Source organism: Caballeronia pedi, assembly GCF_001544915.2.
In the GTDB taxonomy this organism is placed as follows: Bacteria; Pseudomonadota; Gammaproteobacteria; order Burkholderiales; family Burkholderiaceae; genus Caballeronia; species Caballeronia pedi.
Window position 1 is genome coordinate 256,296 of sequence record NZ_FCOE02000006.1, and the last position, 23,252, is coordinate 279,547.

A 23,252-nucleotide genomic window follows, 5' to 3' on the forward strand; every position below is an offset into this window, starting at 1 on the left:
CGCAATTGTCGGAGAATAGCGCTTTCGATGGCCACGCCCAGGAACCGGAGACACATGCTCGTCGCACCGATACCCGAGAGCGAACCCACCCGCCTCGCCACGCTGCGAACCCTCAGAATCCTCGACACGCCGCCGGAAGAGCGCTTCGATCGCCTGACGCGCCTCGCGCGGCGCCTGTTCGATGTGCCGATCGCGCTCGTGAGCCTCATCGACGAAAACCGGCAGTGGTTCAAGTCGTGCGCGGGCCTCGACGCGCAGGAGACATCGCGCGATATCTCGTTTTGCGGACACGCGATCATGCACGACGACGTCTTCATGATCCCCGACGCCCGCACCGACACGCGCTTTCACGACAATCCGCTCGTCACGGGCGGTCCGGGCATCCGTTTCTACGCGGGCCAGCCGCTGTCGATTCCCAATGGCACGCGGCTCGGCACGCTGTGCCTGATCGACACGCGTCCGCGCGAACTCGACACGGAGCAATGCGGATTGCTGCGCGACCTCGCGCATATCGTCGAACAGGAGATCACGGCGATCGAACTCGCGACCGTCGACGAACTGACGCTGATCGCCAACCGGCGCGGTTTCGAGGCGCTCGCGCAGCACGCGTTGAATGTCTGCAAGCGCATGGGCCGCGACGCGTCGCTGCTGTTTTTCGATCTCGACGATTTCAAGCGCATCAACGATACGTTCGGCCACGCCGAAGGCGACCGCGCGCTGACGATCTTCGCGACCGCGTTGCGCGAATCGCTGCGTGAAAGCGATGTGATCGGGCGGCTGGGCGGCGACGAGTTCGTCGCGCTTTTGACCGACGCCGGCGACGACGACGCGCGCCACGCACTCGACCGCTTGCGCGACGCGCTGGCGGCGCGCGACGCGGAAACGTCGCGTGGCTATCGGATTCGCTTCAGCGTCGGGCAGACGCGCTTCGAAGCGGAACGGCACGCGTCGGTCATCGACCTGCTCGCGTCGAGCGACAGCAAAATGTACGCGCACAAGGCCGCCCGCAAGAACGGCCAGGAGCGCTGAAGTGCGTCATTCGCTGCCGCTCTCGCGGAAGTAGAGACGGCGCGGCAGGCCCCACACGATCAGCATCGCGCCGAGCAGGCACGCGAACGCGATCGCGTAGAGACCGGGCGTCGCGCTGCCGGTCATCGTCTTCACCTTGCCGACCATGTACGGGCTGATGATGCCGCCGAACTGTCCGACCGAATTGATCAGCGCAATGCCGCTCGCCGCCGCGATGCCGGTGAGAAAGCGCGTCGGCAGAATCCAGAACAGCCCGAGCGATGTGATGATGCCGGTCGCCGCGATCGTGAGGCCGATCACGAGCATCACCGTGTTGCCGGGGAAGAAGCCGCACAGCACGTAACCGACCGTGCCCGCGAGCGCGCACGCGCCGAGATGCCAGCGCCGCTCGCCGGTACGGTCCGAATGCCTGCCGATCAGGATCATGCCGACGCCCGCGACCGCGTACGGCAACATCGAGATCAGGCCGATCATGAACGGATCGCTGGTGCCGGCGGTCTTCACGAGTTGCGGCATCCAGAAGACGAGACCGTAGATGCCCATCGCGAGGAAGAGATAGATGAGCGCCATCACGAGCGTGACGGGCTCGCTGAACGCGGCCCTCAGCGAATGCACTTCGCCGACTTTCGGATCGCTTGCGAGTTGCGCTTTCAGCGCGCGTTTTTCACCGGCGTCGAGCCATTTCGCGTGATCGACTTCGTCATCGACGAACGCGAGCACGACGAAGCCGAGCAGCACGGACGGAATGCCTTCGAGCAGAAAGAGCCATTGCCAGCCGGGCATGCCGTTCAGCCCGTCGCAGAACTTCATGATCGCGCCCGACAGCGGACTGCCGATGATCCCGCACAGCGCGATCGAGGCCATGAAGAACGAATTGATGCGCCCGCGCCGCGACGACGGAAACCACTTCGTGAAGAAGTACAGCGCGCCCGGCACGAAGCCCGCTTCGAGCGCGCCGATCAGAAAACGCAGCACGTAGAACCATGTATCGGTGCGCACGAACATCATGCACGCCGACGCGATGCCCCACGTGATCATGATCCGCGCGATCCAGCGCTTCGCCCCGACGCGATGCAGAACGATATTGCTCGGCACTTCGAACAAAAAATAGCCGACGAAGAACACGCTCGCGCCGAAGCCGTACATCGCGTCGGAGAAGCCGAGTTCGCTTTGCATCTGCAGCTTCGCGAAGCTGATGTTGATGCGGTCGAGATACGAGAACACGAAGCACGCGACGAACAGCGGCACGAAGCGCCAGAACACCTTGCGGTAAATCTGGGCGTCGTCGTGCGCGAGTTCACGCGGGGCGGCGATGGAATCCACGGTGGTTGTCTCCTGGTTTTGTTATTGCGATACCGCGTTGATCAGTACGTCGCGCGCCCTCCGGACAGATCGAACACCGCGCCCGTCGTGAACGAGTTCTCCGAGGACGCCAGGAACGCGACCATCGCCGCGATCTCCTTCACTTCGACGAAGCGCCCGCGCGGAATCTTCGACAGCATGTAGTCGATGTGCTCCTGCTTCATCTGGTCGAAGATCTTCGTACGCGCGGCGGCGGGCGTCACGGCGTTCACCGCGATGTCGAGCCCTGCCGTTTCCTTGCCGAGGCTCTTGGTCAGCGCGATCACGCCGGCCTTCGCCGCGCTGTACGCCGATGCATTCGGATTGCCTTCCTTACCCGCGATCGACGCGATATTGACGATGCGGCCATAGCCGCGCGCGATCATCGTCCGGACGACGGCCTGATTGACGAGAAACGCGGCGTTCAGATCGACGTCGATCACGCGCGACCATTCATCCGGCGCGTACTCGGCGACCGTCGCGTTGGCGCCCGCGATGCCCGCGCTGTGCACGAGAACATCGACTTGTCCAAAGTGTTCCAGCGTGCGCGACGTGGCTTTGCTGACCGCGTCGCGATCCGTCAGATCGACGAGCACGGTTTGCACGTCACCCAGACGCGCGCGCGCCTCGGACAACGCGCCTTCATCGCGATCCCACAGCGCGACACGCGCGCCGCCTTCGAGCAGACGCTCCGCCACCGCGTAGCCGATGCCCTGCGCGCCGCCCGTCACCACGGCCGCGCGATTCGTGAAGTCGTATTGGTTCATGCGTCCACCGTGCGTTGTCGTTGTTCACCCAGCCCTTCGATGCCGAGGCGCATCGTCTGTCCCGCGCGCAGATAGACGGCTGCGGGCTTCTGTCCCATGCCGACGCCCGGCGGCGTGCCCGTCGAGATGACGTCGCCCGGTTGCAGGCTCATGAAGCGCGACAGATACGAGACGATTTCGCCGACCTTGAAGATCATCGTGCTGGTGTTGCCGTTCTGATAGCGCTTGCCGTCGACTTCGAGCCAGAGCGGCAGCCGGTGCGGATCGGGCACTTCGTCGGCGGTGACGAGCCACGGACCGATCGGGCCGAAGGTGTCGCAGCCCTTGCCCTTGTCCCAGGTGCCCCCGCGTTCGATCTGATACTCGCGCTCGGACACGTCGTTGATCACGCAATAACCGGCGACGTGGTTGAGCGCATCGGCTTCGTCGATATACGCGCCGCCCTTGCCGATCACGACGCCCAGTTCCACTTCCCAGTCGGTCTTTTGCGAGCCGCGGGGAATGCGCACGTCGTCGTTCGGGCCGACGACCGCCGACAGCCATTTGTTGAACACGACCGGCTCGGACGGCACCGGCAGATTCGATTCCGCCGCGTGATCCGCGTAATTCAGGCCGATGCAGATGAACTTGCCGATGCGCCCCACGCACGGCCCGATGCGCTCGCCCGCGGGCACGGCCGGCAGCGTCGACGGATCGAGTTTCGCGAGACGCGAGAGCGATTCGGGCAGAAGCGCGTCGCCGGCGACATCGCCGATCACGCCGGACAGGTCGCGGATCGCGCCGGTTGAATCGAGCAGGCCGGGCTTTTCCTGGCCGGGCGCGCCGTATCGCAGCAGCTTCATGAGTCGGGGTTTCCTTGAACAGGTTGAACGGAAGCCCACAATGTAGAGAAGCCGTCCGGCCTTGGATAATGAAAGCTGCTGCCTTGGCGATAACTTTCCGTTATCTTCTCGTCATCCCCTAGCCGCTTCGATCCATGCTGCCGAATACCGATTCCATCGCCGCGCGCCTGCGGCTCAAGCAACTGCGCCTTCTGATCGCGCTCGACGATCACGGCTCGCTGCATCGCGCCGCCGATGAAATGGCGCTCACGCAGCCCGGCGCGACCAAGGCGCTGCGCGAGATCGAAGCCACGCTCGGCGCGACGCTCTTCACGCGCTCCGCGCAAGGCATCCAGCCGAACGAACTCGGGCGCTGCGTGATCCGCTACGCGCGGCTTATTCACATGGACGTCGCGCACTTGCGCGAGGAAATGGCGGGGATTCTGCAAGGAACGGGCGGGCGGCTCGCGATCGGCGCGATCACCGGCGCGGTGTCGGGCGTGCTCGTCGATGCGCTCGCGCGTCTGCGCGAGCGGCAACCGGCGTTGACCGTCGAAGTGGTCGAGGACACGAGCGCGCGGCTGCTCGCGCTGCTCGATCAGGGACGGCTCGATGTCGCGATCTGCCGCGCGAGTGTGGCGCGGCAGCCGGACCATTACCACTATGTCGAGTTGCGCGACGAACCGCTTGCGATCGTCGCGGGCGTCGCGCACGCGCTGGTCGATGCGCCGCGCGTCGAACTGGCCGAACTCGCATCGAGCCGATGGATCGTCTATCCGGCCATCATGCCGATCCGCAATCTCTACGAGCGCGAGTTCAGGGAAACGGGCCTGCCGCTGCCGCTTCATCCGATCGAAACGGCCTCGACCATCACGACCGTCCTGCTGCTGCAACGCGATCCGACACTCGTCGCGATGATGCCGCTCGACATGGCGACGTTCCTTGAAACTCACGGGCTCGCGAAGCGGCTGGCCATTGCGGTGCGCTCGCGCACGGAGCCGTACGGCCTCGTGACGCGCAAAGGCGCGACGCTGCCGGCGCCCGCGCGACTCATCATCGAGGAACTCACGCGTGAAAAAAACGCGGACGGGTGAAGTGCCCGTCCGTCTGGCGATTTACATCACGCGTTACGACACGAGTTCGGCGTTCAGCGTGATCTTCGCGTTGCCCGCGAACAGCTTCGAGACCGGGCAGCCTTCTTTCGCGGCCTGCGCGGCCTTGTCGAACGCGGCCTTGTCCGCGCCGGGAATCTTCGCCTTCAGATCGAGCTGGCAGGCGGTGATCGTGAAGCCGTCGCCGTCCTTGTCCAGCGTGACCGTCGATTTGGTTTCGAGGCTCTCGGCCTTCAGGCCCGCCAGTTCGAGTTGCAGCGACAGCGCCATCGTGAAGCAGCCCGCGTGCGCCGCGCCGATCAGCTCTTCCGGATTCGTGCCCGGACCTTCCTCGAAGCGCGATTTGAAGCCGTAGGGCGCTTCGTTGAGCACGCCGGTCTGTGTCGAGATGAAACCCTTGCCGTCCTTGATGCCGCCGCTCCATTTTGCCGATGCTGTCTTTTGCACGAGAGTTCTCCAGAATATGAGTGGAACTGCGTTGACCTGCAGGTGATAACGAGCCGCACGCGCCGTGCCCGCTCCGGCGTCCTTCGATAGCCTGCGTGGTTGCCGCAAGCGCGTCGATCTGCATCGTAGCGGAACGCGCGAGCGGGCGCAGCGAGCTGGCCAATCGGCTTATGCCGGCCGGGCTATGCAGGCCGATTTGCCTTGCGTGACAAGGGTTTGCGACAAGCATTCGCGATCACGCTGCCGGGAGGCAATTTCATTCGTATGGTCAAAAACGGACGATTCACTTAGCATGCCTTGACCCGCCGTTTTGACCCATGCGCGATAAGGCTCGCGCGGGTCACGCATCCGATACGGCATCGCTTTTCGCACCTCCCGGCAACTGGCATGAACGCAATACCGCAACCGAAAACGCATCAGATCGTCGATCGCATCAACGCGCTGCAAAGCGCTTCGCCTCGCTTCATCGACATATCGCAAGTCACCCCGCTCTCGCGCGAATGGCGCGCGATCAAACACGACATCGATCAGTTGATGCGCGTGGACGCGTGCGCCGCGTGGGAGTTGACGGGATCATGGCGCGCGCTCGCCGGCGATGTCGAGGGCGCGGAGGCGGCGTTCAGGAACAGCGTGGCGCTCGGTGAGACGGGTGTGAATCGCGAGAACTGGATGATCACGCGGTTGAATCTCGGTTTGTTTTCAGCGGCGCAGGCGTTGTATCGCGAGTTTGATGTGACGCGGAATGGGGATATGGGAATCATCGCGCGGTACGGGTTTCTGGCTGGCGCAATTGGGCGTACGGCGGAGTTGGTTGAGGATGGGCGGGCGAACGGTTTCGCATGGGACGACGCTTGGGTGCAGGAAGTCATTCAGGCGCGCGCGATCATGACTGAGATCGGCGTCACCGACGAGGAGATCGCCCAACGGCTCGATTGCGCGGGAAATGTATTGCGGCGACTTCGATTGAGGCCGGTGGTCAGGCCCAAGGTCTTTTACATGCAGGGCGTCTGCCGCATCGTCTCTTACAAGCTCGTCGTCCCGGTTTCGTTCGAGCGCGCGCTGGAGATCGATCACGAAGCGATGCTCGAGCAGGACAAGCTCGAGTACTTCAACACCGCGGCGTTCAGCGTCAACATCACGGGAACAGGCGTATGAGCAGCACTGCGCAAGGACTCGTCGAATGCGCGGAGGAACTGATGCGCAATGCGACGGATGAACCACAGTTTCGTGCTGTCTGTAGCCGCGCATATTACGGCGCGTACCACGCGGCCTACGCATTCCATCGGCGACTGCGTGCTCCTGGAACCGTGCGTCGGGCGCGAGGTCGCCACGAACAACTCATCGAACAATTGTGCAATCCAATGATCAGTCTGAGCGATGAACATTACGCACTCTCGAAAGCAATTGGAGGGACATTGAGGACGCTCCGCGAAGCGCGTGTCACAGCGGACTATCACCTGAACGAACACATCGATCAGGCACTCGCAGCGCAATCCGCAAAACTCGCCACCACCATACTAAAGAGCACCACATAACATGGGTCCACCCACCGAACGCATCCCTGAAGACCGCACCCTTCCCGATCACGCCGATGTCGTCATCATCGGCGGTGGGGTCATCGGCATCAGCACCGCGCGGGCGCTGGCAGAGAAAGGGTTGTCGGTCGCCGTGTGCGAAAAAGGATATATCGCGGGCGAGCAGTCGAGCCGCAACTGGGGCTGGTGCCGCGCGACGCATCGCGACTTGCGCGAGCTCGAACTGAGCCTCGAAAGCCTCAAGCTCTGGCGTCGCATCGATGCCGAACTCGGCATCGATGCGGGCTATCGCGAATGCGGCATCCTCTACGCCGCCGACGACCCGAAAGCCCTCGCCGATCACGAAGCATGGCTCGCGCGCGCCGTCGCACTCGTGGGTCGCGACGCGCTCGATTCGCGCATCGTCTCGCCGGATGAAACCGCTGCGTTGATGTCCGGCACGTCGCGGCGCTTCGCGGGCGGCATCTACACGCCGAGCGACGGCCGCGCGGAACCGCAGCGCGCCGTGCCCGCCATGGCCGCCGCGCTGCGCGAACGCGGCGTGAAAGTGCTGACGCCCTGCGCGGTGCGCGGCATCGAGACGAGCGGCGGCGCGATCAGCGGTGTCGTTACGGAATACGGGCGCATCGGTTGCGCGAGCGTGGTCGTCGCGGGCGGCGCGTGGACGCGATATTTCGCTGGGAGCCTCGGCGTCGATGTGCCGCAACTCATGGTGCGCTCGTCGGTCATGCGCACGTCCCCGCTGGAAAACGGACCGGACGTGAGCGCGTGCAATCAGGAGATGGGCTACCGCAAACGTCTCGACGGCGGCTACACCATCGCCAACGCGTTTCACAGCTACCACGACATCACGCCGGACAGCTTCCGTCTGTTCGCGAAATTCCTGCCCGCGCTGAAGAGTCAGATCGGTTCGATCAAACTCGGCCTGAACGCGCGTTTCTTCGACGAGCTGCGTCGGCCGCGCCGTTGGCCGCTCGATCAGCCGACGCTTTTCGAAACCGCGCGCACGCTCGATCCCGAGCCCGTCGAGTCGTTCAACCGTACCGCGGTCACGGAGTTCCGCAAGCTTTTCCCGGCGCTCGCCGAACTGCGCATCGAACAGGCGTGGGCCGGCTACATCGACGTGACGCCCGATGCCGTGCCGGTCATCTCGAGCGTCGACCGGAAACCCGGGCTGTTCATCGCGACGGGCTTTTCGGGTCACGGTTTCGGCATCGGGCCAGCCGCGGGCAAGCTGATGGCGGATCTCGTCGCGAACGATGCGCCGCTCGTCGATCCACGCGCCTTTCGCCTGTCGCGCTTCTTCGACGGCAGCAAGATCGAGATCGACGGTGGCTTCTGACACATCCTGGACGCGCGCGCCGACTGTCGGCTCGCGCTAACATACCGGTTTTGCGTCCGTCGCCGCTGCGCGACGTTCGCCCGGTTCAGTCAAACGGCGCACATGCGCCGTTCGCTTTTGAGGCTCACATGGCATCCACGCCTGTTCTGTTTATCGACGTCTGGTCGGACTTCGTGTGTCCGTTCTGCTATCTCGAAACGCCCGTGCTCGATCAGTTCCGCAACGCTTACGGCGATGCAATCGAAATCCGCTGGCACGCGTTCGAGCTGCGCCCGGAGCCGACGCCGCTTACCGATCCCAACAGCGACAAGATCGTCGAATCCTGGGAAAACTCGGTTCGCCCGCTCGCGGAAGAACGCGGTGTGACGATGCGCATGCCGCCCGTCACGCCGCGCAGCCGCAAGGCCTTCGAAGCGGCGATGTTCGCGCGCGAATCCGGACGCTTCGATCTCGTGCATCGCGCGATCTTCAAGGCGTACTTCGAAGAAGGCATCGATATCGGCGACACCGACGCACTGCTCGACATCGCGGCGACCTGCGGCATCGATCCCGAAATGCTCGAAGAAGCGCTCGATGACGGCACCTACACCGATCTCGTGATCGAGGACGAAGAGTTTGCAACGAAGCTGGGCGTAAGCGGCGTGCCGTTCGCGGTGCTGTCGCGCGAAGCGGCGCCCGGTCAGGAAGCGCCGCCGCCGATCGCGCTGCGCGGCGCAGCGCCGGTCCAGCATTTCGAAGCGGCGGTCGAACGGCTCTTTCCGGATGGATTTCCGGGAAACTAAAACCTTAACTGTGCTCGGCCATGAACGATTTCAGTGCGATTCGCTGCGACGGCTCGATCGATTCGAATTCGAGTCCGTACGCCGCGCTGCCGTCGGCGGGATCGAGCGTTCCCACATGGCGCACGATCGCTATGGTGTCGATTTTCACGTCGACGCCATCGGTCTTGAACTGAAACGAAAGTTGCAGACGGTCGCCCATCCGCGCGACCGGATTCGCGACCGTCAGCGACATGCCGTACGGGCTGATATCGCTCACGCGGCTCAACTGACGTGCACTTTGCGGCGCGCCTTCGGCAGCGAAATGCGCCGCGAGGCGCGTCGGCATGCGCGCGAACTTGCGCGTGCGCAGTCTGCGGATCGCACCCGGCGCCGATAGCACCGCGTAGTTGAACGGCTCGCGGCAGGTTGCATCGACCGTGCAGGCGAAGCGGAACACGCCGCGCCCCGTCAGCGCGACGAGGTCGACCTGCTCGCCGAGCGTGAGATCGAGCGGATCGAACCCGGTCATCAATGGTTGTGTCACGAACAGGGACCGCTCGCCGTTGCGACGCGGCGTCGAGAACCCGATCACCCGGCTTGCGTACATGGCCGAACCCGTGCCGCCCGTACCGCGCAAGCCGACCCGCGCGCCGATGGTGAGACCGATATCCTCCAGCGTCAGCGGACCATCCTTGAGCGCGTCCTCGTCAGGCACGCTCTGCGCCGGCTCCTGAATCGCGCGGTGCGGCTCGAAGTGCCGAAACATGAATTCGCGCGACGCGCCGTCCGGCACGACCGTGCCCGCATCGAACAGCAACGCGCCATCGGCGGCGACGATCGGGAACTCGAGCGCGCTGTCCAACGGGATCTCGGATGGTTCGAGGCGAACCAGAGACTGGCGCGCGTCTACGACGGTTTCTTCGGTCATCTTATCGGACGATTCTTAAGTGTTTTTTGCAATCGTCGTGCTTGCCGGGCCTGCCGTCAAGTGTCGTGCGGCAAGTTTTACGTTAGCGCACCGATATTTTCGCTTGTCGCGTGGACTTCCTACCGCCAAACCGTGGCCGGCAGGTTTATGCGCATAAATTCTTTTATGAGATAACGCGCTCGCCGAATTGCAAGGGCGCGCCCGTCACGCTTTCGATGGCTGCCAGCACTTGCGGCACATCGGGCGGCGCGCCTTCCTCGCCGACCGAGACCGAGCGCCCCGGCTCGTCGATGCCGAAATGCTCGCGCGACGTCGCCGCGAACAGCATTACGGTACGGCGCTGCAGCGCATGCGCGAGATGCACGAGTCCGGTATCCGTGCCGACGACCAGTTCCGACGCCTGAATCCAGTGCGCGCATTCCACGACAGAAAGTTTCGGCAGTACCGTCGCGCCCGGCACGAGCGCAGCGATGGCCTGCGCCTCCCCCTGCTCGCGTTCCGTGCCCCACGGCAGCGCGATCGAATAGCCGCGCGCGGTGAGCCATCGGCCGACCTCGGCCCAGTGCTCCTTCGGCCACTTTTTGACATCCGCCGATGTCGCATGAAACAGCATCGCGATGCGTGTATTGTGCGGAATCTCCAGATCGCGCGTGACTGCCGGAAGGCGAATGTTGTAGTCGGGCGTGTCGTCGAATCGATATCCGAGCGCATCGGCGACACTCACCCGCATGCCGCGCCACGCGTCCGTAAGCGGACGCGGACCGAAGCGCGCGTTGTACGCGAAGGCCGCGCCGCGCTCGCCGAGATCCTGATTCAGATAGCCGTAACGCCGCCGCCCACGCGCGATGAACGCGATGATCGCGCTCTTGTAGACGCCGTGAATATCGACGATCACATCGTATTTTTCAGCGCGAAGCTCGCCGATCGACGCAGCGATATCCTTCAGATCCTTCCAGCTACGCGCCTTCTTGAACTTGCGCAGCGGCGCGCTCAGCACGCGATCGACGCCCGGATTCCAGCGGATGATATCGGCGAAGGCGGCGTCGGCGGCCCAGTCGACCTTGGCGGACGGAAACGCGCGCCGCAAATCCGATACGACCGGTAGCGTCTCGACGATATCGCCGAGCGACGTGACTTTGACGACCAGAATTCGCTTCATGAAAAGGTAGGAGAGTGTTCCGCTGCGTGTGCCGATCCGGGCGGTCGCCACATCACCAGGCGCGGCCAGCCGCGCCCCGGAAAACTAGCGATTCTAATAAATTCAAGACAAACGCACTGTCAGCGTTTGTAAGCATCGACCGCGAGCAAGGGCGATTCGACGATTCAGAATAGCCTATTTCGGGATGGGCGGACCACCCCGGAGGACGCCGTCGTCATTACAACGCGCGCGCCGAGAATGTGTCGCATTGGCTGAGGTCGCCGGACGCCATGCCGCGCCGCAGCCAGCGCTGCCGCTGCGCGCTCGTGCCGTGTGTGAACGCCTCGGGCACGACGCGCCCTTGCGATTGCTGCTGCAGACGGTCATCGCCGATCGCGGCGGCCGCGTTCAAGCCCTGCTCGAAATCGCCCGGCTCGATCAGCTTTGCGTTATCGCGCTGCGCGACGGCCGCCCACACGCCCGCGAAACAATCCGCCTGCAATTCCACGCGCACCGATAGCGCATTCGCCTGCTCGCGCGTCATCCGCGCGCGCGCCTGGTCCGCCTTGTCCATGATGCCGAGCACGTTTTGCACGTGGTGCCCGACTTCATGCGCGATCACATAAGCCTGCGCGAAGTCGCCACTCGCGCCGAAGCGATCGCGCAACTCGCGATAGAACGAGAGATCGATATAGACCTTGCGGTCTCCGGGACAATAGAACGGCCCCATCGCCGCCTGTCCCATGCCGCACGCGGTCTGCGTGCCGCCCGAAAACAGCACGAGCTTCGGTGCCGGATAGTCCTGATTGAACTGCGCGCGGAAGATGTGCTGCCAGGTGCGCTCGGTATTGCCGAGCACGCGGCGCACGAACACCGAGCCGGCATCGTTGGCGGGCGGCGCATTGCTCGGCGCGGCCTGTTGCTGCGGCGCGTTGCCTTGCAACACCTGCGCGCCGTTGATGATCGTCATCGGATTGATGCCGAAGAAATACGATGCCGCGAGCGCCACGATGATCGTGCCGATGCCGATCGATCCGCCGCCGACCCGAAAGCCGCCGCCCCCGCCGCGCCGGTCTTCGACGTTCCGACTTTCCGCTTCGTCATCGAGGCGCATGTTGGTTCTCCTTGCTGCCCACGCGGTGCGCGTGTTCAAAAGCCATTATGGTACCCGCGCGAACAGCACGTCTTGTGCCGGTGCATCGTAAAAGTTCTTTCCCGGCTTGCTCGCTCTGCATCCGATTAGTGCGGTCGATTGTCGCGAAAGCCGCTGCGCGCTCTTGCCGCACCGCACCATCCATTCATCTCGAAATTACCAAAAAATCAATTCGATAGGCACGCCGCACCCTTGAAACTGCGGCATTTGCGCACAACGCGAATTCACTGACGCAGCGCAACACTTTCTCAAAATGGCGCTAAGCTCCGGCCCGTCACACGTCTGATCCGATACAGGACAAAGCCGCCTCGCCATGCGAGCGCGGGTGAATTTCAAGGCACACGTCATCATGCATTCGACTCCCGAAGCACTCGATCTGGCGCGGATCCAGTTCGCGTTCACCGTCTCGTTTCACATCATCTTTCCGGCGCTTTCCATCGGGCTCGCGAGTTTCATCGCGGTGCTCGAAGGCGCCTGGCTCAAAACCGGCAAGCCGGTCTACAAGGAACTGTGTCTGTTCTGGTCGAAGGTCTTTGCCGTCGCTTTCGGCATGGGCGTCGTGTCGGGCGTCGTCATGGCGTACGAGTTCGGCACCAACTGGGGCGGCTTCTCGACCTTCGCCGGTCCTATCACCGGGCCGCTGCTCACGTACGAAGTGATGACCGCGTTCTTCCTCGAAGCGGGCTTCCTCGGCATCATGCTGTTCGGCTGGAATAAGGTCGGCCCGAAGGCGCACTTCGGCGCGACGCTGATGGTCGCCATCGGCACGCTCATTTCCACCTTCTGGATTCTGGCGTCCAATAGCTGGATGCAGACGCCGCAAGGCTTTCGCATCGAGGGCGATCACGTCGTGCCGGTGGACTGGTGGGCGATCATCTTCAATCCGTCGTTCCCGTACCGGCTCGCGCATATGGCGATCGCGGCGTTCATCGTGGCGGCGCTCGTCGTGGCCGCGACCGGCGCGTGGCATCTGCTGAAAGGCCGCCGCGATCCGGCCATCAAAAAGATGTTTTCGATGTCGCTCTGGCTGCTGCTCGCATTGACGCCGATCCAGGCGCTCGTCGGCGACGCGCACGGTCTCAACACACGCGAACATCAGCCGGCGAAGATCGCCGCGATCGAAGGCATCTGGGAAACCGAGAAAGGCGGCACCGCGCTCAATCTCTTCGGCATCCCAGACATGGAAGCCGAAACCACGAAGTACGCCGTGTCGATTCCGCATCTCGGCAGCCTGATCCTCACGCATAGCTGGGACGGCGAGATTCGCGGCCTGAAGGAATTTCCGAAGGAAGACCGTCCGAACTCGACGCTCGTGTTCTGGAGTTTCCGCGTGATGGCGGGTCTGGGCGTGCTGATGATCGTGATGTCGGTGGCCGCGTGGTGGCTGCATCGCAAGCGCGCATTGTTCGATGCGCGCTGGTTCCATCGCTTCGCACTCGCGATGGGTCCGACCGGTTTCATCACGCTGCTCGCGGGCTGGGTCACGACCGAAGCCGGCCGTCAGCCGTGGGTCGTCTACGGCGTGATGCGCACCGCCGATGCCGTGTCGCCCGTTACCGCGCAACAAGTCGGCGTGTCGCTGCTCGCGTTCGTGATCGTCTACACGATCGTGTTCGGCACTGGCATCTACTACCTGCTGAAGTTGCTGCGTCATGGTCCTGCTCTGCCGGACTCGCCTTCGCAACCTTCCGACGGCAGCGCGCGACGTCCGCTCAGCCTCCCGCATCAGTCCATCGAAGGAGCGTAACGACATGGATCTCACACTCGCCTGGGCCGCGATCATCGCGTTGGGCCTGTTCCTCTACGTGGTGCTCGACGGCTTCGACCTCGGCATCGGCATTCTCTTTCCGTTCTTTCCCGATCAGCACGATCGCGATGTGATGATGAACACCGTCGCGCCCGTCTGGGACGGCAACGAAACGTGGCTCGTGCTCGGCGGCGCGGGACTTTTCGCGGCATTCCCGATGGTCTATTCGACCGTACTGTCCGCGCTTTATCTGCCGCTCGTGCTGATGCTCGTGTGCCTGATTTTTCGCGGCGTGTCGTTCGAGATTCGCGCGAAGGCGCAGCGCACGAAGCACATGTGGGACCTTGCGTTCATCGGTGGATCGGCGGGCGCGACGTTCTTTCAGGGCGTGGCGCTCGGTGCGTTCCTCGGCGGCATTCCGGTCGCCGATGGCCGTTTTTCCGGCGATGCCTTCGGCTGGTTCACGCCCTTCTCGATCTTCACGGGCGGCGCACTGGTCGTCACGTATGCGCTGCTCGGCGCGTGCTGGCTGATCGCGAAGACCGAAGGCGATCTGCAGCGGCGGATGTATCGCGTCGTGTGGCCGCTGACCGTCTTGCAGCTCGCAACGATCGCGGTGGTCAGCATCTGGACGCCGTTGCAGGATGCGGGCATCGCGTCGCGCTGGTTCGATTCGCCGCTGTTCTATCGGCTGCTGCCGGTGCCGGTGCTCGTCGCCGCGTGCGCGTGGGCGATGCGTCGCTCGATTCGATCGCGGCACGAGAAGCGCCCGTTCGCGATGGCGCTCGGCTTCGTGCTGCTCGGCTATGCGGGACTGGTCGCGAGCATTTCACCGCACGAGATTTTTCCGGGTGTGTCGATCTGGGATGCGGCCGCGCCCCGTTCGAGCCAGCTTTTCACGATCGTCGGCGCGGCGGTGATTTTGCCGTTGATCGTCGGTTATACGATGCTGGGGTATTGGGTATTCAGAGGAAAGGTGCGCCATGGCGAACATCACTACCACTGAGCGTGCGCGGAAGGTGTTCTGGTTCGTCGCGCTGTGGGCTGCGGGCGTCGGGGGCACGATGCTGCTCGCGCTGCCGTTCAAGTTGTTGATCAAGGCGGGGGCGGCGATTCATTGAGCGGCTGAGTGGTCAGCCCTGGTCATAAGGGCCGATCGGGTCGTACCATTTGTTGTCTTTGAGCAGCAGATAGACGTGCCCGCCGGCTTGCCAGTCGATCCTGGCCGACCCATCGGAATAAAGGATCCAGTCGGCCCGGAAGCCGTCCTTGAACGTGACCGTTCCTTTGGCTGCGCAAGGGGAATAGCGGTCGTGACTGGTTACGACGGGGGGAACAGGGACTGCGTTTGCGAAATATCGGCGTACCTGAGCAACAGTCGGCCGAAACGCTCGACACCAGAAGATCAGCGCCTCGTCTTTCTGTTCCGACTCAGGCCGCACGATGCCCACTTCGTCGATCGTCACGCTTTTTATCCCGCGCGCCAGGCTGATTTCGCAACACGCGAGCAACATGAGAAAGAGCACGACGGACTTGATTCTGGAGAGTGCGCCGAACCTCACCATTGTGCTGCCTTCGCTTCCGTTGGATTTTTGTAGGACACCGCCGGATGTGCATAAACCTCGGCTTTGTCGATGCTGAGCGTTTCTATCAATTCCGCGATCAGCCATTTGAGGGAGTCGTTCTGCTCGCTGGTTGGATCTTCATAGATCTGCTCTTTGCCCTCGCCTCGATACATTCCAACCAGTTCGATCCCAATGGAATCGATGTTCGACGGCAAGCGGTCCGGCCACGATTTGGTCATCTCGTGCCGATTCAAACCCTTGTATTTGCCTTGGCGAAACGCTTCACGACTTGCGGCGATTTCCACCGGTGAACATTGCAACGTTTCCAGACACCGCGATTTGATGTTGCCCACGTGATAGGTGACTCGCGTCAATGACGCCGTCTGATAAATCGTCCCGTCCTGGTCGAGCAGAAAGTGAGCACCATTAGCGCCCTTCTGCTGATAGCTGCTGAACGTACTCTCAGCCGTGCTGGCTCCTGTCTGGTGCACGACGATGCCATGTACGACGTTCATGGAACCGTGCTCGATCGCATTGAATATCCTGATCCGAACCCGATCATGATCGACATGGCCTTGCTTCGATATGAACAGCATGCGCGCCTCCAGCGTCAGAATTCACAGTTTTTCTTGATGTCGAACGCCATCCGAACGGTGCCGGCACTCCCACCGTTGGGCGACTGAACGACATACTCCTGTTCGACGCGAGCGAATGACAGCGCCACCTCTTCCCGTGCCGCCGTCATCGAGGGTTGCGCGTGCGGCGCCACGCGAGTGACGATGACGTCATGCATCTTGATGGTCAGATATTCGAGCGGTGCACCACCGGCCTTACGCACGGTAAGCGTCGCGGTAGGAATATGTTTGCCGGTGAGGCTATATATCATCAGATTGGGACTCGCACGATCGACGTAGTGCTCGAAAACCAGGTCGTCGACCTGCGCCTTGCCCGCTCCGCCGCCTTGACCAACATGCGTACTGGAGGGTTGGGAAACGGCCCACTCCCAATTGAGCACATCGATCTGCTGCGCGTGAGCGGCATCCAGTGCCTCGCCTGCGATGCCGCTGAGGTTCAGGAAAATATCCTGGGCCATTTTTTCTGCCCCTGTGTCAATGGCGAATGGGACATTTTATGGACGCGATTAAATCGAAGTCACCACGAGTAATCCTAAATAATTAATGTCTTATCGCAGTTAACTCACAGACAAAGCTGAACTTCAGCAGGCAAGAGTGCTTTCAGACTAATGCCCGAAAGCACCCTGCTTCAAAAAACTCTAAAACACCGCCGCCGCGATCAACCCGCTCGCAATCCCGAACCCCACCACCGCCACCGCGACAAACGCCAGCACACGCGGCGGAAACGACCGCGCCAGCATCGCGAGCGACGGCACGCTGACCGGCGGCAAGGTCATCAACAACGCACCCGCCGGCCCCGCAGCCATGCCGAGCGACAGCATTGCCTGAATGATCGGCACCTCGCCCGCCGTCGGAATCACGAACAGCGTGCCCGCGACCGCGAACGCGACGATCCACAGCATGCCGTTGTCGATATCCGGTCCGATGTGCGGAAAGAGCCACGCGCGCGCCGCGCCGAGCAGCAGCACGAGCACGATGTACTCCGGCACGAGCCGCAAGGTCATGCGGCCGAGGATCTTGATCCAGCGCGAGAACGCCGTGCCCGGTTCGTCTTCCTCGATCAGCTTCGCGAGCGTCGCGCGCGACGCCGCCGCCTGCGCGGGCGTCACCATGCGGTTCACCGCGTAACCGAGTCCGAACACCATCAGCACGCCGAGCACGAGCCGCAAGCCGGTCCACTGCCAGCCGAGCACGAAGCCCATGAAAACCAGCGCCGCCGGATTGAGCACCGTATTGCCGAGCCAGAACGCGACAGCTGCGCCCGGCGCCGCCTCGCGCGCACGCAAGCCCGCGACGACCGGCGCCGCGCAGCACGTGCACATCATCCCCGGCAGGGACATCAGGCCACCGTTCACCACGCTGCCGAAGTTATGCTCGCCAAGCGCGCGCGCGACCCAGCGCGGCGGAATCAGCGCCTGCACCGCCGAGCCGAGCAACAGGCCGAGCACCATCGCCTGCCAGATCGCGCGGCCGTAGGCCATCGCGTAATCGAGGGCGGCCTGCCACGATGGCTCCGGCGCGCTCGTCGCCGTGCCCATCAGAATCGATTTGCCGATCGAGTGCTGGCTCGCCGCGACGAACGCCCGGTTGTAGTACGGAAACCATTTCACGTAGAACAGTCCTGCAACGGCGATCAGCAGGAACACCAACCAGCCAAGCGCGACGCGCGGTTGTCGGAGCGTGGTCATAGTTTTTTCTTTCAAGTGGCGAGTGTCGATTCGAGCTGCGCGAGCAGGGCTTTCGCCTGATCGATGCTGTCCGAATCGTTCGGACGGAACAGCACGCGGGCCGCATGCGGCAATTCAGTATAGAGCGCCTGATTGCTGCGCCGGTACGCGGGATCGTAATGACGCTCGATCAGCTCGGCGAAGAGCGCGGCGCGCGCGTTCTCATCGATCAGCCGATGCCAGTGCGCCACGCGCTCGCGACTATGCAGCGCGACGAGCTTCGACAACTGCGCCTTGAAGGACGCGGGATCGTCGAAGAGATGCGCGTAGTCCTGCAACAGGAACGCGATGCGGTCTTCGCGGCGCGCTTCCACTTGCACGCACGACGCCACGTGGAGCTTGTCGAGCACGGCGTCGGGCACCGTGATCGAGCCGATGCGCCGCCCCTCCGCTTCGACGAAAACCGGTTTTGCTGCATCGAAGCCGGAAAACGTGTGGACGAGCGCCGAATCGAACGCCTTCTGCGACGGCTGCGGCCGCCCCGGCAACGCGCCGAGCAAGGAACCGCGATGCGCCGCGAGCCCTTCGAGATCGAGCGTCTGCGCGCCCGCGGCGTCGAGCGCCTGCAGGAGCCGCGTCTTGCCGCTGCCCGTATGGCCGATCAGCGCGACATAGCGAAAGCGCCCGGGCAGCGTGCCGAGCCGCTCGATCACGTCGCGCCGGTAGCTCTTGTAGCCGCCTTCCAGTTGACGGGCCTGCCAGCCGATCATGTTGAGCCATGTGGTCATCGCGCCGGAGCGCTTGCCGCCGCGCCAGCAATAGACGAGCGGGCGCCAGTTGCGCGGCCTGGCCGAGAAGAGCGTATCGAGATGCATCGCGATGTTGCGCGCGACCATCGCCGCGCCGACGCGCGTCGCCTCGAACGGCGACACTTGCTTGTACATCGTCCCGATGATCACGCGCTCTTCATTGCTGAGCACCGGCGCATTGATCGCGCCGGGAATGTGATCTTCGGCGAATTCGAGCGGCGTGCGGACATCGACGATTTCGCCGAAATCGCCCAGACGGTCGATGGAAACGAGCAGGTTTTTCACGGGCTACGGACGAGGCTCAGGCTGAGTCGAGCGAAAAATTATCTCACGCGCTCGCGTTTCGCCCTCGGCGGGTATTTTTGAACGAGGCGCGGCGTGCGCGAAGCGGCTAAAGTGCTTGCATCGATCCATTCAGGGGGAGCGATGACTTATCACGAGACGATCGGCGCGCGCCGCTACCGCTTCGACGATCTGAAGACGCTGCTCGCGCGCGCAAGCCCGCGCCGCTCCGGCGACGAACTCGCGGGCGTCGCGGCGGCGACGGAGGAAGAGCGCGTCGCCGCGAAACTGGCGCTCGCGCAGGTGCCGCTCGCCGCGTTTCTCGCCGAACCGCTCATTCCCTACGAAGACGACGAAGTCACACGCCTCATCGTCGATACGCATTCGCGCGAGGCCTTCGTGCCGATCGCGCATCTGACGGTCGGCGAATTCCGCGAATGGCTGCTCGCCGATACGACCGATACCGCCGCGCTCGAACGCATCACGATGGGCGTCACGCCGGAGATGGCCGCCGCCGTCTCCAAGCTGATGCGCAATCAGGATCTGATTCTCGCCGCGCGCAAGCGCCCGGTCATCACGCGCTTTCGCACGACGATCGGCTTGGCCGGACATCTCTCGGTGCGCCTTCAGCCGAATCATCCGACCGACGATCCCAAGGGCATCGCCGCATCGATGCTCGACGGCCTGCTCTACGGCTGCGGCGATGCCGTCATCGGCGTGAATCCCGCCTCCGATTCGCCCGCCGACATCGGCAGACTGCTCGCGATGATGGATGACTTCCGCCAGCGCTACGACGTGCCGATGCAGTCGTGCGTCCTGACCCACGTGACCAACACGCTCGCGGCGATCGAGCAAGGCGCGCCCGTTGATCTGGTGTTTCAGTCGGTCGCGGGCACCGAACGCGCGAACGCGAGTTTCGGCGTGTCGCTCGCGCTGCTGGAGGAAGCGCGCGACGCGGCGTTGTCGCTCGGACGCGGCACCGTCGGCGATAACGTCATGTACTTCGAGACCGGGCAAGGCAGCGCGTTGTCGGCGAACGCGCATCATGGCGTCGATCAGCAGACCTGCGAAGGGCGCGCGTATGCGGTCGCGCGCCGCTTCAGCCCGCTGCTGACGAATACGGTGGTCGGGTTCATCGGCCCGGAATATCTTTACGACGGGCGGCAGATCATCCGCGCGGGGCTCGAAGATCACTTCTGCGGCAAGCTGCTCGGCGTGCCGATGGGCTGCGACATCTGTTACACGAACCACGCCGAAGCCGATCAGGACGACATGGACACGCTGCTCACGCTGCTCGGCGTGGCGAACGTCAACTTCATCATGGGCGTGCCGGGCGCGGACGACGTGATGCTCAACTATCAGAGCACGTCGTTTCATGACGCGCTCTACGTGCGCCGCGTGCTGAACCTGAAACGCGCGCCGGAATTCGAAGCATGGCTCGCGAAGATGCGCGTCACCGATGGCCACGGCGACCTCCTCGCGGCAAGCGCGCCGCCTTTGCTCGACTGGATCGACTCATGACGAACGCCAACGCCTGGGATGCGCTGCGGCGCTTCACCAACGCGCGCATCGCGCTTGGCCGCGCGGGCAGCAGCCTGCCGACGGCGCCCTTGCTCGCGTTCGAACTCGCGCATGCGCAGGCGCGCGACGCGGTGCATCAGCCGCTCGACACGGCCGCGCTCGCCGCCACGCTGCGTGCCGCCGGATTCGACACGCTCGATGTGCAGAGCGCCGCGCCCGATCGTCATCACTATCTGCGTCGCCCGGATCTTGGTCGCATGCTGAACGATGCGAGTGAGGCGCGTCTTGCCGAACAAGCTGCGGCGAACAGCGATGCGCCCGATCTGCTCTTCATCGCCGCCGATGGTCTCTCGGCTTTCGCCGCGCAACGCCACGTCGTGCCACTGCTCACGCGCGTGCGCGCGAAACTCCGTGGCTTGAGCGTTGCACCGGTCGTGATCGCGACGCAGGCGCGTGTCGCGCTGGGCGATCGTATCGGTGAGCTTTTACGGGCGCGGATCGTCGTCGTGATGATCGGCGAGCGGCCGGGACTCAGTTCGCCCGACAGCCTCGGTCTCTATGTGACGTATGCGCCGCGCACGGGCCGCCATGATGCCGAGCGCAACTGCATCTCGAATGTGCGGCCCGAAGGACTTGATTACGAAACCGCTGCGTTCAAGTTGACGTGGCTGTTGAACGAAGCGCGCAGGTTGAAGCTCACCGGGGTCGCGCTCAAGGATCACAGCGGATCGCTGCCGGCGCCGGATGCTGGAATCATCGAAGCCTAGACCCGCAACTTTCGATACAGCGTCGTCCGCGATATCCCCAGCGCGCGTGCCGTCGCCGATACATTCCCGCCATGCGCCGCAAGCGCAGCCGCCACCGCGCTCGCTTCGATATCGACGAGCCGCGCCCCGCTCGCAGGCGGTGGTGTCCTGTCGCTCTGCACACATGCCCCGAGTTCATCGACGAAATCATGCGGCAGATGCTCGACGCGAATATGCGTATCGTAATCGTCGAGCATGGCGCACGCCGTGCGCAGCACATTGCTCAACTGCCGCAAATTCCCCGGCCACGGATGACGCGCGAAAAGCGCGAGCACATCATCGTCGATACTCACGACGCGCCCCGCGAAACGCTCGTGTCGAACGATCCTGTCGACGACCGCGCGCAGGTCCGTGCGCTCGGCAAGCGGCGGCAGCGTCACCGAAAGACCATTGATCCGGTAATACAGATCCTCCCGAAACATCCCTTGCGCCACGCGCTCGCGCAACTTGCGATTACTCGCGCAAACGAGCATGAAATCCACCGGCATGGCGCGCGCCGCGCCAAGCGGCTCGACGACACGTTCCTGCAGCACGCGCAGAAGACGGCTTTGCATCGCGAGCGGCATGTCGCCGATCTCATCGAGAAAGAGCGTGCCGCCGTTCGCCTGCGCGATCTTGCCCGTCGCGCCGCGCTTCGCCGCGCCCGTAAACGCGCCCTGCGCATAGCCGAACAGCTCGGATTCGATCAGCGTCTCCGGCAGCGACGCGCAATTCACCGCGACGAACGGCCCCGCGTGACGAGGCGAATCGCTGTGAATCGCGCGCGCGAGCATTTCCTTGCCCGCGCCCGTCTCGCCGCCGATCAGAATCGGGATGTTCTTGCCGATGACCTTGCGCACACGCGCGACGATGTCGTTCATCTGCGCATCGCCGGTGCAGAGATCGGCGAGCCCCGAGGTCGTCCGTTCCCTCACGACGACGGCGTTCGTCGTGGCCCGTACGTTCGTCGTGGCCCGTACGTTCGGCGTGAGACGCGCGTTGACATCGACGCTCGCGAACACCACGACGCCGCTATGCAGTTCGAGCCGGCAAGGTGCGTCACCCGACCACGCGATGAGCGCATCGACGCGCTCGCCGAACAGCGTCTCCAGCGTCTGCGAACGCAGATGCCCCAGTTCGAGCCCGAGCTGGAACTGCGCGCTGCGGTTCGCGCATAGCAAATGGCCGTCGAGATCGAACACGGCGATGCCTTCCATCAGCGTGCCGAGGAACTCGGGCCGGCTATGAAAGCGGATGCGCAAACCGTCGCCGAACGCGCTCGCGATCAGGCGGTTCTCGATCATCTGCCCGGACATCTTCACGAGCGCCATCGTGTGCTGGTGATAGCCGCGACGATCGCCGGTGACGTCGAGCACGCCGGAGAGATTGCCGTGCGGATCGAGGATCGGCACGCTGGAACAAGTGAGGAAATGATTGGCGCGCAGATAGTGCTGGTCGCCATGCACGGTGACGGCGGTGCGCTCGGCGATTGTCGTGCCGATCGCGTTCGTGCCCTGATGCGCCTCGCTCCATACCGCGCCCGCCCGCAGCGCGACTTTTTCGGCGCGGGCGAGAAAGTCGTCGTCGCCGAGCGAATGCAGGATGAGGCCGCTCGCGTCGGTCAGCGCGATCATGCTGTGCGTGTTCGCGATCTGCGCGTACAGCGTTTCCATCACCGGCAGAGCGTGCGCGAACAGCGCGCGGCTTTCATCGAGCTTGACGGCGAGTTCTGCGCCGGAGAGCACGGCGTATTCCGGGCGCATCGTCTCGAACAGGCCGAACGTGGCCGAGCGCTCGTGCGAGTGACGGATGACCTCGCGTTGCGCAGGCTGCAAGGCCGCGCCGATGGCATGCTGCATCGCCTCCT

Annotated in this window: 24 protein-coding genes; 11 read left to right on the forward strand and 13 right to left on the reverse strand. The window is 63.7% G+C overall.

Annotated elements, in window-relative coordinates; genetic code table 11:
• Positions 1-54: 54 nt before the first annotated feature.
• The gene (locus AWB80_RS12180) at positions 55-1,029 is read left to right on the forward strand and encodes a GGDEF domain-containing protein (protein ID WP_061174899.1); all 975 of its coding nucleotides are present in this window, start codon (positions 55-57) and stop codon (positions 1,027-1,029) included.
• A 6-nt stretch (positions 1,030-1,035) separates the two neighbouring features.
• Here the strand turns inward: AWB80_RS12180 and AWB80_RS12185 are convergent, their stop codons facing one another.
• Genes AWB80_RS12185 through AWB80_RS12195 form a run of 3 tightly spaced genes read right to left on the reverse strand, consistent with a single transcriptional unit; the run spans position 1,036 to position 3,979 of the window.
• On the reverse strand, positions 1,036-2,352 hold the full coding sequence (locus AWB80_RS12185; protein WP_061174900.1) for an MFS transporter: 1,317 nt from the start codon (positions 2,350-2,352) through the stop codon (positions 1,036-1,038).
• Positions 2,353-2,393: 41 nt separating this feature from the next.
• Positions 2,394-3,137 (reverse strand): SDR family oxidoreductase, encoded by a 744-nt coding sequence (locus AWB80_RS12190; RefSeq protein ID WP_061174901.1) that lies wholly within the window; start codon positions 3,135-3,137, stop codon positions 2,394-2,396.
• Entirely contained in the window at positions 3,134-3,979 is an 846-nt protein-coding gene (locus tag AWB80_RS12195) for a fumarylacetoacetate hydrolase family protein (RefSeq protein WP_061174902.1), read from the reverse strand. Before AWB80_RS12195 ends, AWB80_RS12190 begins: the two co-directional genes overlap by 4 nt.
• A gap of 134 nt (positions 3,980-4,113) precedes the next feature.
• Here AWB80_RS12195 and AWB80_RS12200 point away from each other — a divergent pair, with 134 nt between their 5' ends.
• A complete protein-coding gene (locus AWB80_RS12200) occupies positions 4,114-5,052 on the forward strand; it encodes a LysR family transcriptional regulator (RefSeq protein WP_061174903.1) in 939 nt (312 codons plus the stop codon).
• 33 nt (positions 5,053-5,085) lie between these two features.
• On the opposite strand, the gene AWB80_RS12205 is transcribed toward AWB80_RS12200, so the two are convergent.
• On the reverse strand, positions 5,086-5,517 hold the full coding sequence (locus AWB80_RS12205) for an OsmC family protein (RefSeq protein WP_061174904.1): 432 nt from the start codon (positions 5,515-5,517) through the stop codon (positions 5,086-5,088).
• Between the two features lie 387 nt (positions 5,518-5,904).
• Between AWB80_RS12205 and AWB80_RS12210 the strand changes: the two genes are divergently transcribed.
• The 4 genes from AWB80_RS12210 (at position 5,905) to AWB80_RS12220 (ending at position 9,176) form a co-directional block, all read left to right on the forward strand.
• Positions 5,905-6,672: a hypothetical protein gene (locus AWB80_RS12210; protein WP_061174905.1), complete on the forward strand. Its 768-nt coding sequence runs from the start codon at positions 5,905-5,907 to the stop codon at positions 6,670-6,672.
• Positions 6,669-7,052, forward strand: a complete 384-nt coding sequence (locus AWB80_RS43210) for a hypothetical protein (protein ID WP_143328018.1) — start codon at positions 6,669-6,671, stop codon at positions 7,050-7,052. The genes AWB80_RS12210 and AWB80_RS43210 overlap by 4 nt, the downstream gene beginning before the upstream one ends.
• A gap of 1 nt (position 7,053) precedes the next feature.
• On the forward strand, positions 7,054-8,394 hold the full coding sequence (locus AWB80_RS12215; protein WP_061174906.1) for an NAD(P)/FAD-dependent oxidoreductase: 1,341 nt from the start codon (positions 7,054-7,056) through the stop codon (positions 8,392-8,394).
• 128 nt (positions 8,395-8,522) lie between these two features.
• Complete coding sequence (locus AWB80_RS12220; RefSeq protein WP_061174907.1) at positions 8,523-9,176, forward strand: DsbA family oxidoreductase; 654 nt, start codon at positions 8,523-8,525, stop codon at positions 9,174-9,176.
• A 4-nt stretch (positions 9,177-9,180) separates the two neighbouring features.
• Here AWB80_RS12220 and AWB80_RS12225 read toward each other — a convergent pair whose 3' ends face one another.
• The 3 genes from AWB80_RS12225 to ypfJ form a co-directional block, all read right to left on the reverse strand.
• Positions 9,181-10,017, reverse strand: coding sequence for a flagellar brake protein (locus tag AWB80_RS12225; RefSeq protein ID WP_244206482.1), 837 nt, complete (start codon positions 10,015-10,017; stop codon positions 9,181-9,183).
• Between the two features lie 229 nt (positions 10,018-10,246).
• On the reverse strand, positions 10,247-11,242 hold the full coding sequence (gene waaC / locus AWB80_RS12230; RefSeq protein WP_061174909.1) for a lipopolysaccharide heptosyltransferase I: 996 nt from the start codon (positions 11,240-11,242) through the stop codon (positions 10,247-10,249).
• Positions 11,243-11,459: 217 nt separating this feature from the next.
• Positions 11,460-12,335 carry a KPN_02809 family neutral zinc metallopeptidase gene (gene ypfJ / locus AWB80_RS12235; protein WP_061174910.1) on the reverse strand — a complete coding sequence of 292 codons (876 nt, stop codon included), beginning with the start codon at positions 12,333-12,335 and terminating at the stop codon, positions 11,460-11,462.
• A gap of 388 nt (positions 12,336-12,723) precedes the next feature.
• Between ypfJ and AWB80_RS12240 the strand changes: the two genes are divergently transcribed.
• From AWB80_RS12240 to AWB80_RS44370, 3 genes are read left to right on the forward strand one after another with little or no spacing between them, the layout of a single operon-like run.
• A complete protein-coding gene (locus tag AWB80_RS12240; RefSeq protein WP_061174911.1) occupies positions 12,724-14,121 on the forward strand; it encodes a cytochrome ubiquinol oxidase subunit I in 1,398 nt (465 codons plus the stop codon).
• Between the two features lie 4 nt (positions 14,122-14,125).
• Positions 14,126-15,127: a cytochrome d ubiquinol oxidase subunit II gene (gene cydB, locus AWB80_RS12245; protein ID WP_061174912.1), complete on the forward strand. Its 1,002-nt coding sequence runs from the start codon at positions 14,126-14,128 to the stop codon at positions 15,125-15,127.
• Positions 15,105-15,242 (forward strand): hypothetical protein, encoded by a 138-nt coding sequence (locus AWB80_RS44370; RefSeq protein ID WP_167390449.1) that lies wholly within the window; start codon positions 15,105-15,107, stop codon positions 15,240-15,242. Before cydB ends, AWB80_RS44370 begins: the two co-directional genes overlap by 23 nt.
• A 12-nt stretch (positions 15,243-15,254) precedes the next feature.
• Here the strand turns inward: AWB80_RS44370 and AWB80_RS12250 are convergent, their stop codons facing one another.
• The 5 genes from AWB80_RS12250 to mnmH all read right to left on the reverse strand — a co-directional run bounded on the left by AWB80_RS12250 (position 15,255) and on the right by mnmH (position 19,082).
• The gene (locus tag AWB80_RS12250) at positions 15,255-15,686 is read right to left on the reverse strand and encodes a hypothetical protein (RefSeq protein ID WP_061174913.1); all 432 of its coding nucleotides are present in this window, start codon (positions 15,684-15,686) and stop codon (positions 15,255-15,257) included.
• Entirely contained in the window at positions 15,680-16,282 is a 603-nt protein-coding gene (locus AWB80_RS12255; RefSeq protein WP_208635639.1) for a peptidoglycan recognition protein family protein, read from the reverse strand. Before AWB80_RS12255 ends, AWB80_RS12250 begins: the two co-directional genes overlap by 7 nt.
• A gap of 14 nt (positions 16,283-16,296) precedes the next feature.
• Positions 16,297-16,779 (reverse strand): Hcp family type VI secretion system effector, encoded by a 483-nt coding sequence (locus AWB80_RS12260; RefSeq protein WP_061174914.1) that lies wholly within the window; start codon positions 16,777-16,779, stop codon positions 16,297-16,299.
• 180 nt (positions 16,780-16,959) lie between these two features.
• Entirely contained in the window at positions 16,960-18,009 is a 1,050-nt protein-coding gene (locus AWB80_RS12265; protein ID WP_061174915.1) for a permease, read from the reverse strand.
• Positions 18,010-18,020: 11 nt separating this feature from the next.
• A complete protein-coding gene (gene mnmH / locus AWB80_RS12270) occupies positions 18,021-19,082 on the reverse strand; it encodes a tRNA 2-selenouridine(34) synthase MnmH (RefSeq protein ID WP_061174916.1) in 1,062 nt (353 codons plus the stop codon).
• A 141-nt stretch (positions 19,083-19,223) separates the two neighbouring features.
• Here mnmH and AWB80_RS12275 point away from each other — a divergent pair, with 141 nt between their 5' ends.
• Together AWB80_RS12275 and eutC are read left to right on the forward strand one after the other, a co-directional pair.
• Complete coding sequence (locus tag AWB80_RS12275; protein WP_061174917.1) at positions 19,224-20,600, forward strand: ethanolamine ammonia-lyase subunit EutB; 1,377 nt, start codon at positions 19,224-19,226, stop codon at positions 20,598-20,600.
• Positions 20,597-21,367 (forward strand): ethanolamine ammonia-lyase subunit EutC, encoded by a 771-nt coding sequence (gene eutC, locus AWB80_RS12280; protein ID WP_061174918.1) that lies wholly within the window; start codon positions 20,597-20,599, stop codon positions 21,365-21,367. Before AWB80_RS12275 ends, eutC begins: the two co-directional genes overlap by 4 nt.
• On the opposite strand, the gene AWB80_RS12285 is transcribed toward eutC, so the two are convergent.
• Complete coding sequence (locus tag AWB80_RS12285; RefSeq protein ID WP_061174981.1) at positions 21,364-23,244, reverse strand: sigma-54-dependent Fis family transcriptional regulator; 1,881 nt, start codon at positions 23,242-23,244, stop codon at positions 21,364-21,366. The genes eutC and AWB80_RS12285 overlap by 4 nt on opposite strands.
• Between the last annotated feature and the right edge of the window lie 8 nt (positions 23,245-23,252).

Bases quoted from the DNA above. Each gene is read 5' to 3' on its own strand.
- AWB80_RS12180 (WP_061174899.1), top strand. From the start codon at position 55: ATGCTCGTCGCACCGATACCCGAGAGCGAACCCACCCGCCTCGCCACG.
- AWB80_RS12190 (WP_061174901.1), bottom strand. From the start codon at position 3,137: ATGAACCAATACGACTTCACGAATCGCGCGGCCGTGGTGACGGGCGGC.
- AWB80_RS12195 (WP_061174902.1), bottom strand. From the start codon at position 3,979: ATGAAGCTGCTGCGATACGGCGCGCCCGGCCAGGAAAAGCCCGGCCTG.
- AWB80_RS12200 (WP_061174903.1), top strand. From the start codon at position 4,114: ATGCTGCCGAATACCGATTCCATCGCCGCGCGCCTGCGGCTCAAGCAA.
- AWB80_RS12210 (WP_061174905.1), top strand. From the start codon at position 5,905: ATGAACGCAATACCGCAACCGAAAACGCATCAGATCGTCGATCGCATC.
- AWB80_RS43210 (WP_143328018.1), top strand. From the start codon at position 6,669: ATGAGCAGCACTGCGCAAGGACTCGTCGAATGCGCGGAGGAACTGATG.
- AWB80_RS12215 (WP_061174906.1), top strand. From the start codon at position 7,054: ATGGGTCCACCCACCGAACGCATCCCTGAAGACCGCACCCTTCCCGAT.
- AWB80_RS12220 (WP_061174907.1), top strand. From the start codon at position 8,523: ATGGCATCCACGCCTGTTCTGTTTATCGACGTCTGGTCGGACTTCGTG.
- waaC (WP_061174909.1), bottom strand. From the start codon at position 11,242: ATGAAGCGAATTCTGGTCGTCAAAGTCACGTCGCTCGGCGATATCGTC.
- ypfJ (WP_061174910.1), bottom strand. From the start codon at position 12,335: ATGCGCCTCGATGACGAAGCGGAAAGTCGGAACGTCGAAGACCGGCGC.
- AWB80_RS12240 (WP_061174911.1), top strand. From the start codon at position 12,724: ATGCATTCGACTCCCGAAGCACTCGATCTGGCGCGGATCCAGTTCGCG.
- cydB (WP_061174912.1), top strand. From the start codon at position 14,126: ATGGATCTCACACTCGCCTGGGCCGCGATCATCGCGTTGGGCCTGTTC.
- AWB80_RS44370 (WP_167390449.1), top strand. From the start codon at position 15,105: ATGGCGAACATCACTACCACTGAGCGTGCGCGGAAGGTGTTCTGGTTC.
- AWB80_RS12250 (WP_061174913.1), bottom strand. From the start codon at position 15,686: ATGGTGAGGTTCGGCGCACTCTCCAGAATCAAGTCCGTCGTGCTCTTT.
- AWB80_RS12255 (WP_208635639.1), bottom strand. From the start codon at position 16,282: ATGCTGTTCATATCGAAGCAAGGCCATGTCGATCATGATCGGGTTCGG.
- AWB80_RS12260 (WP_061174914.1), bottom strand. From the start codon at position 16,779: ATGGCCCAGGATATTTTCCTGAACCTCAGCGGCATCGCAGGCGAGGCA.
- AWB80_RS12265 (WP_061174915.1), bottom strand. From the start codon at position 18,009: ATGACCACGCTCCGACAACCGCGCGTCGCGCTTGGCTGGTTGGTGTTC.
- AWB80_RS12275 (WP_061174917.1), top strand. From the start codon at position 19,224: ATGACTTATCACGAGACGATCGGCGCGCGCCGCTACCGCTTCGACGAT.
- eutC (WP_061174918.1), top strand. From the start codon at position 20,597: ATGACGAACGCCAACGCCTGGGATGCGCTGCGGCGCTTCACCAACGCG.
- AWB80_RS12285 (WP_061174981.1), bottom strand. From the start codon at position 23,244: ATGCAGCATGCCATCGGCGCGGCCTTGCAGCCTGCGCAACGCGAGGTC.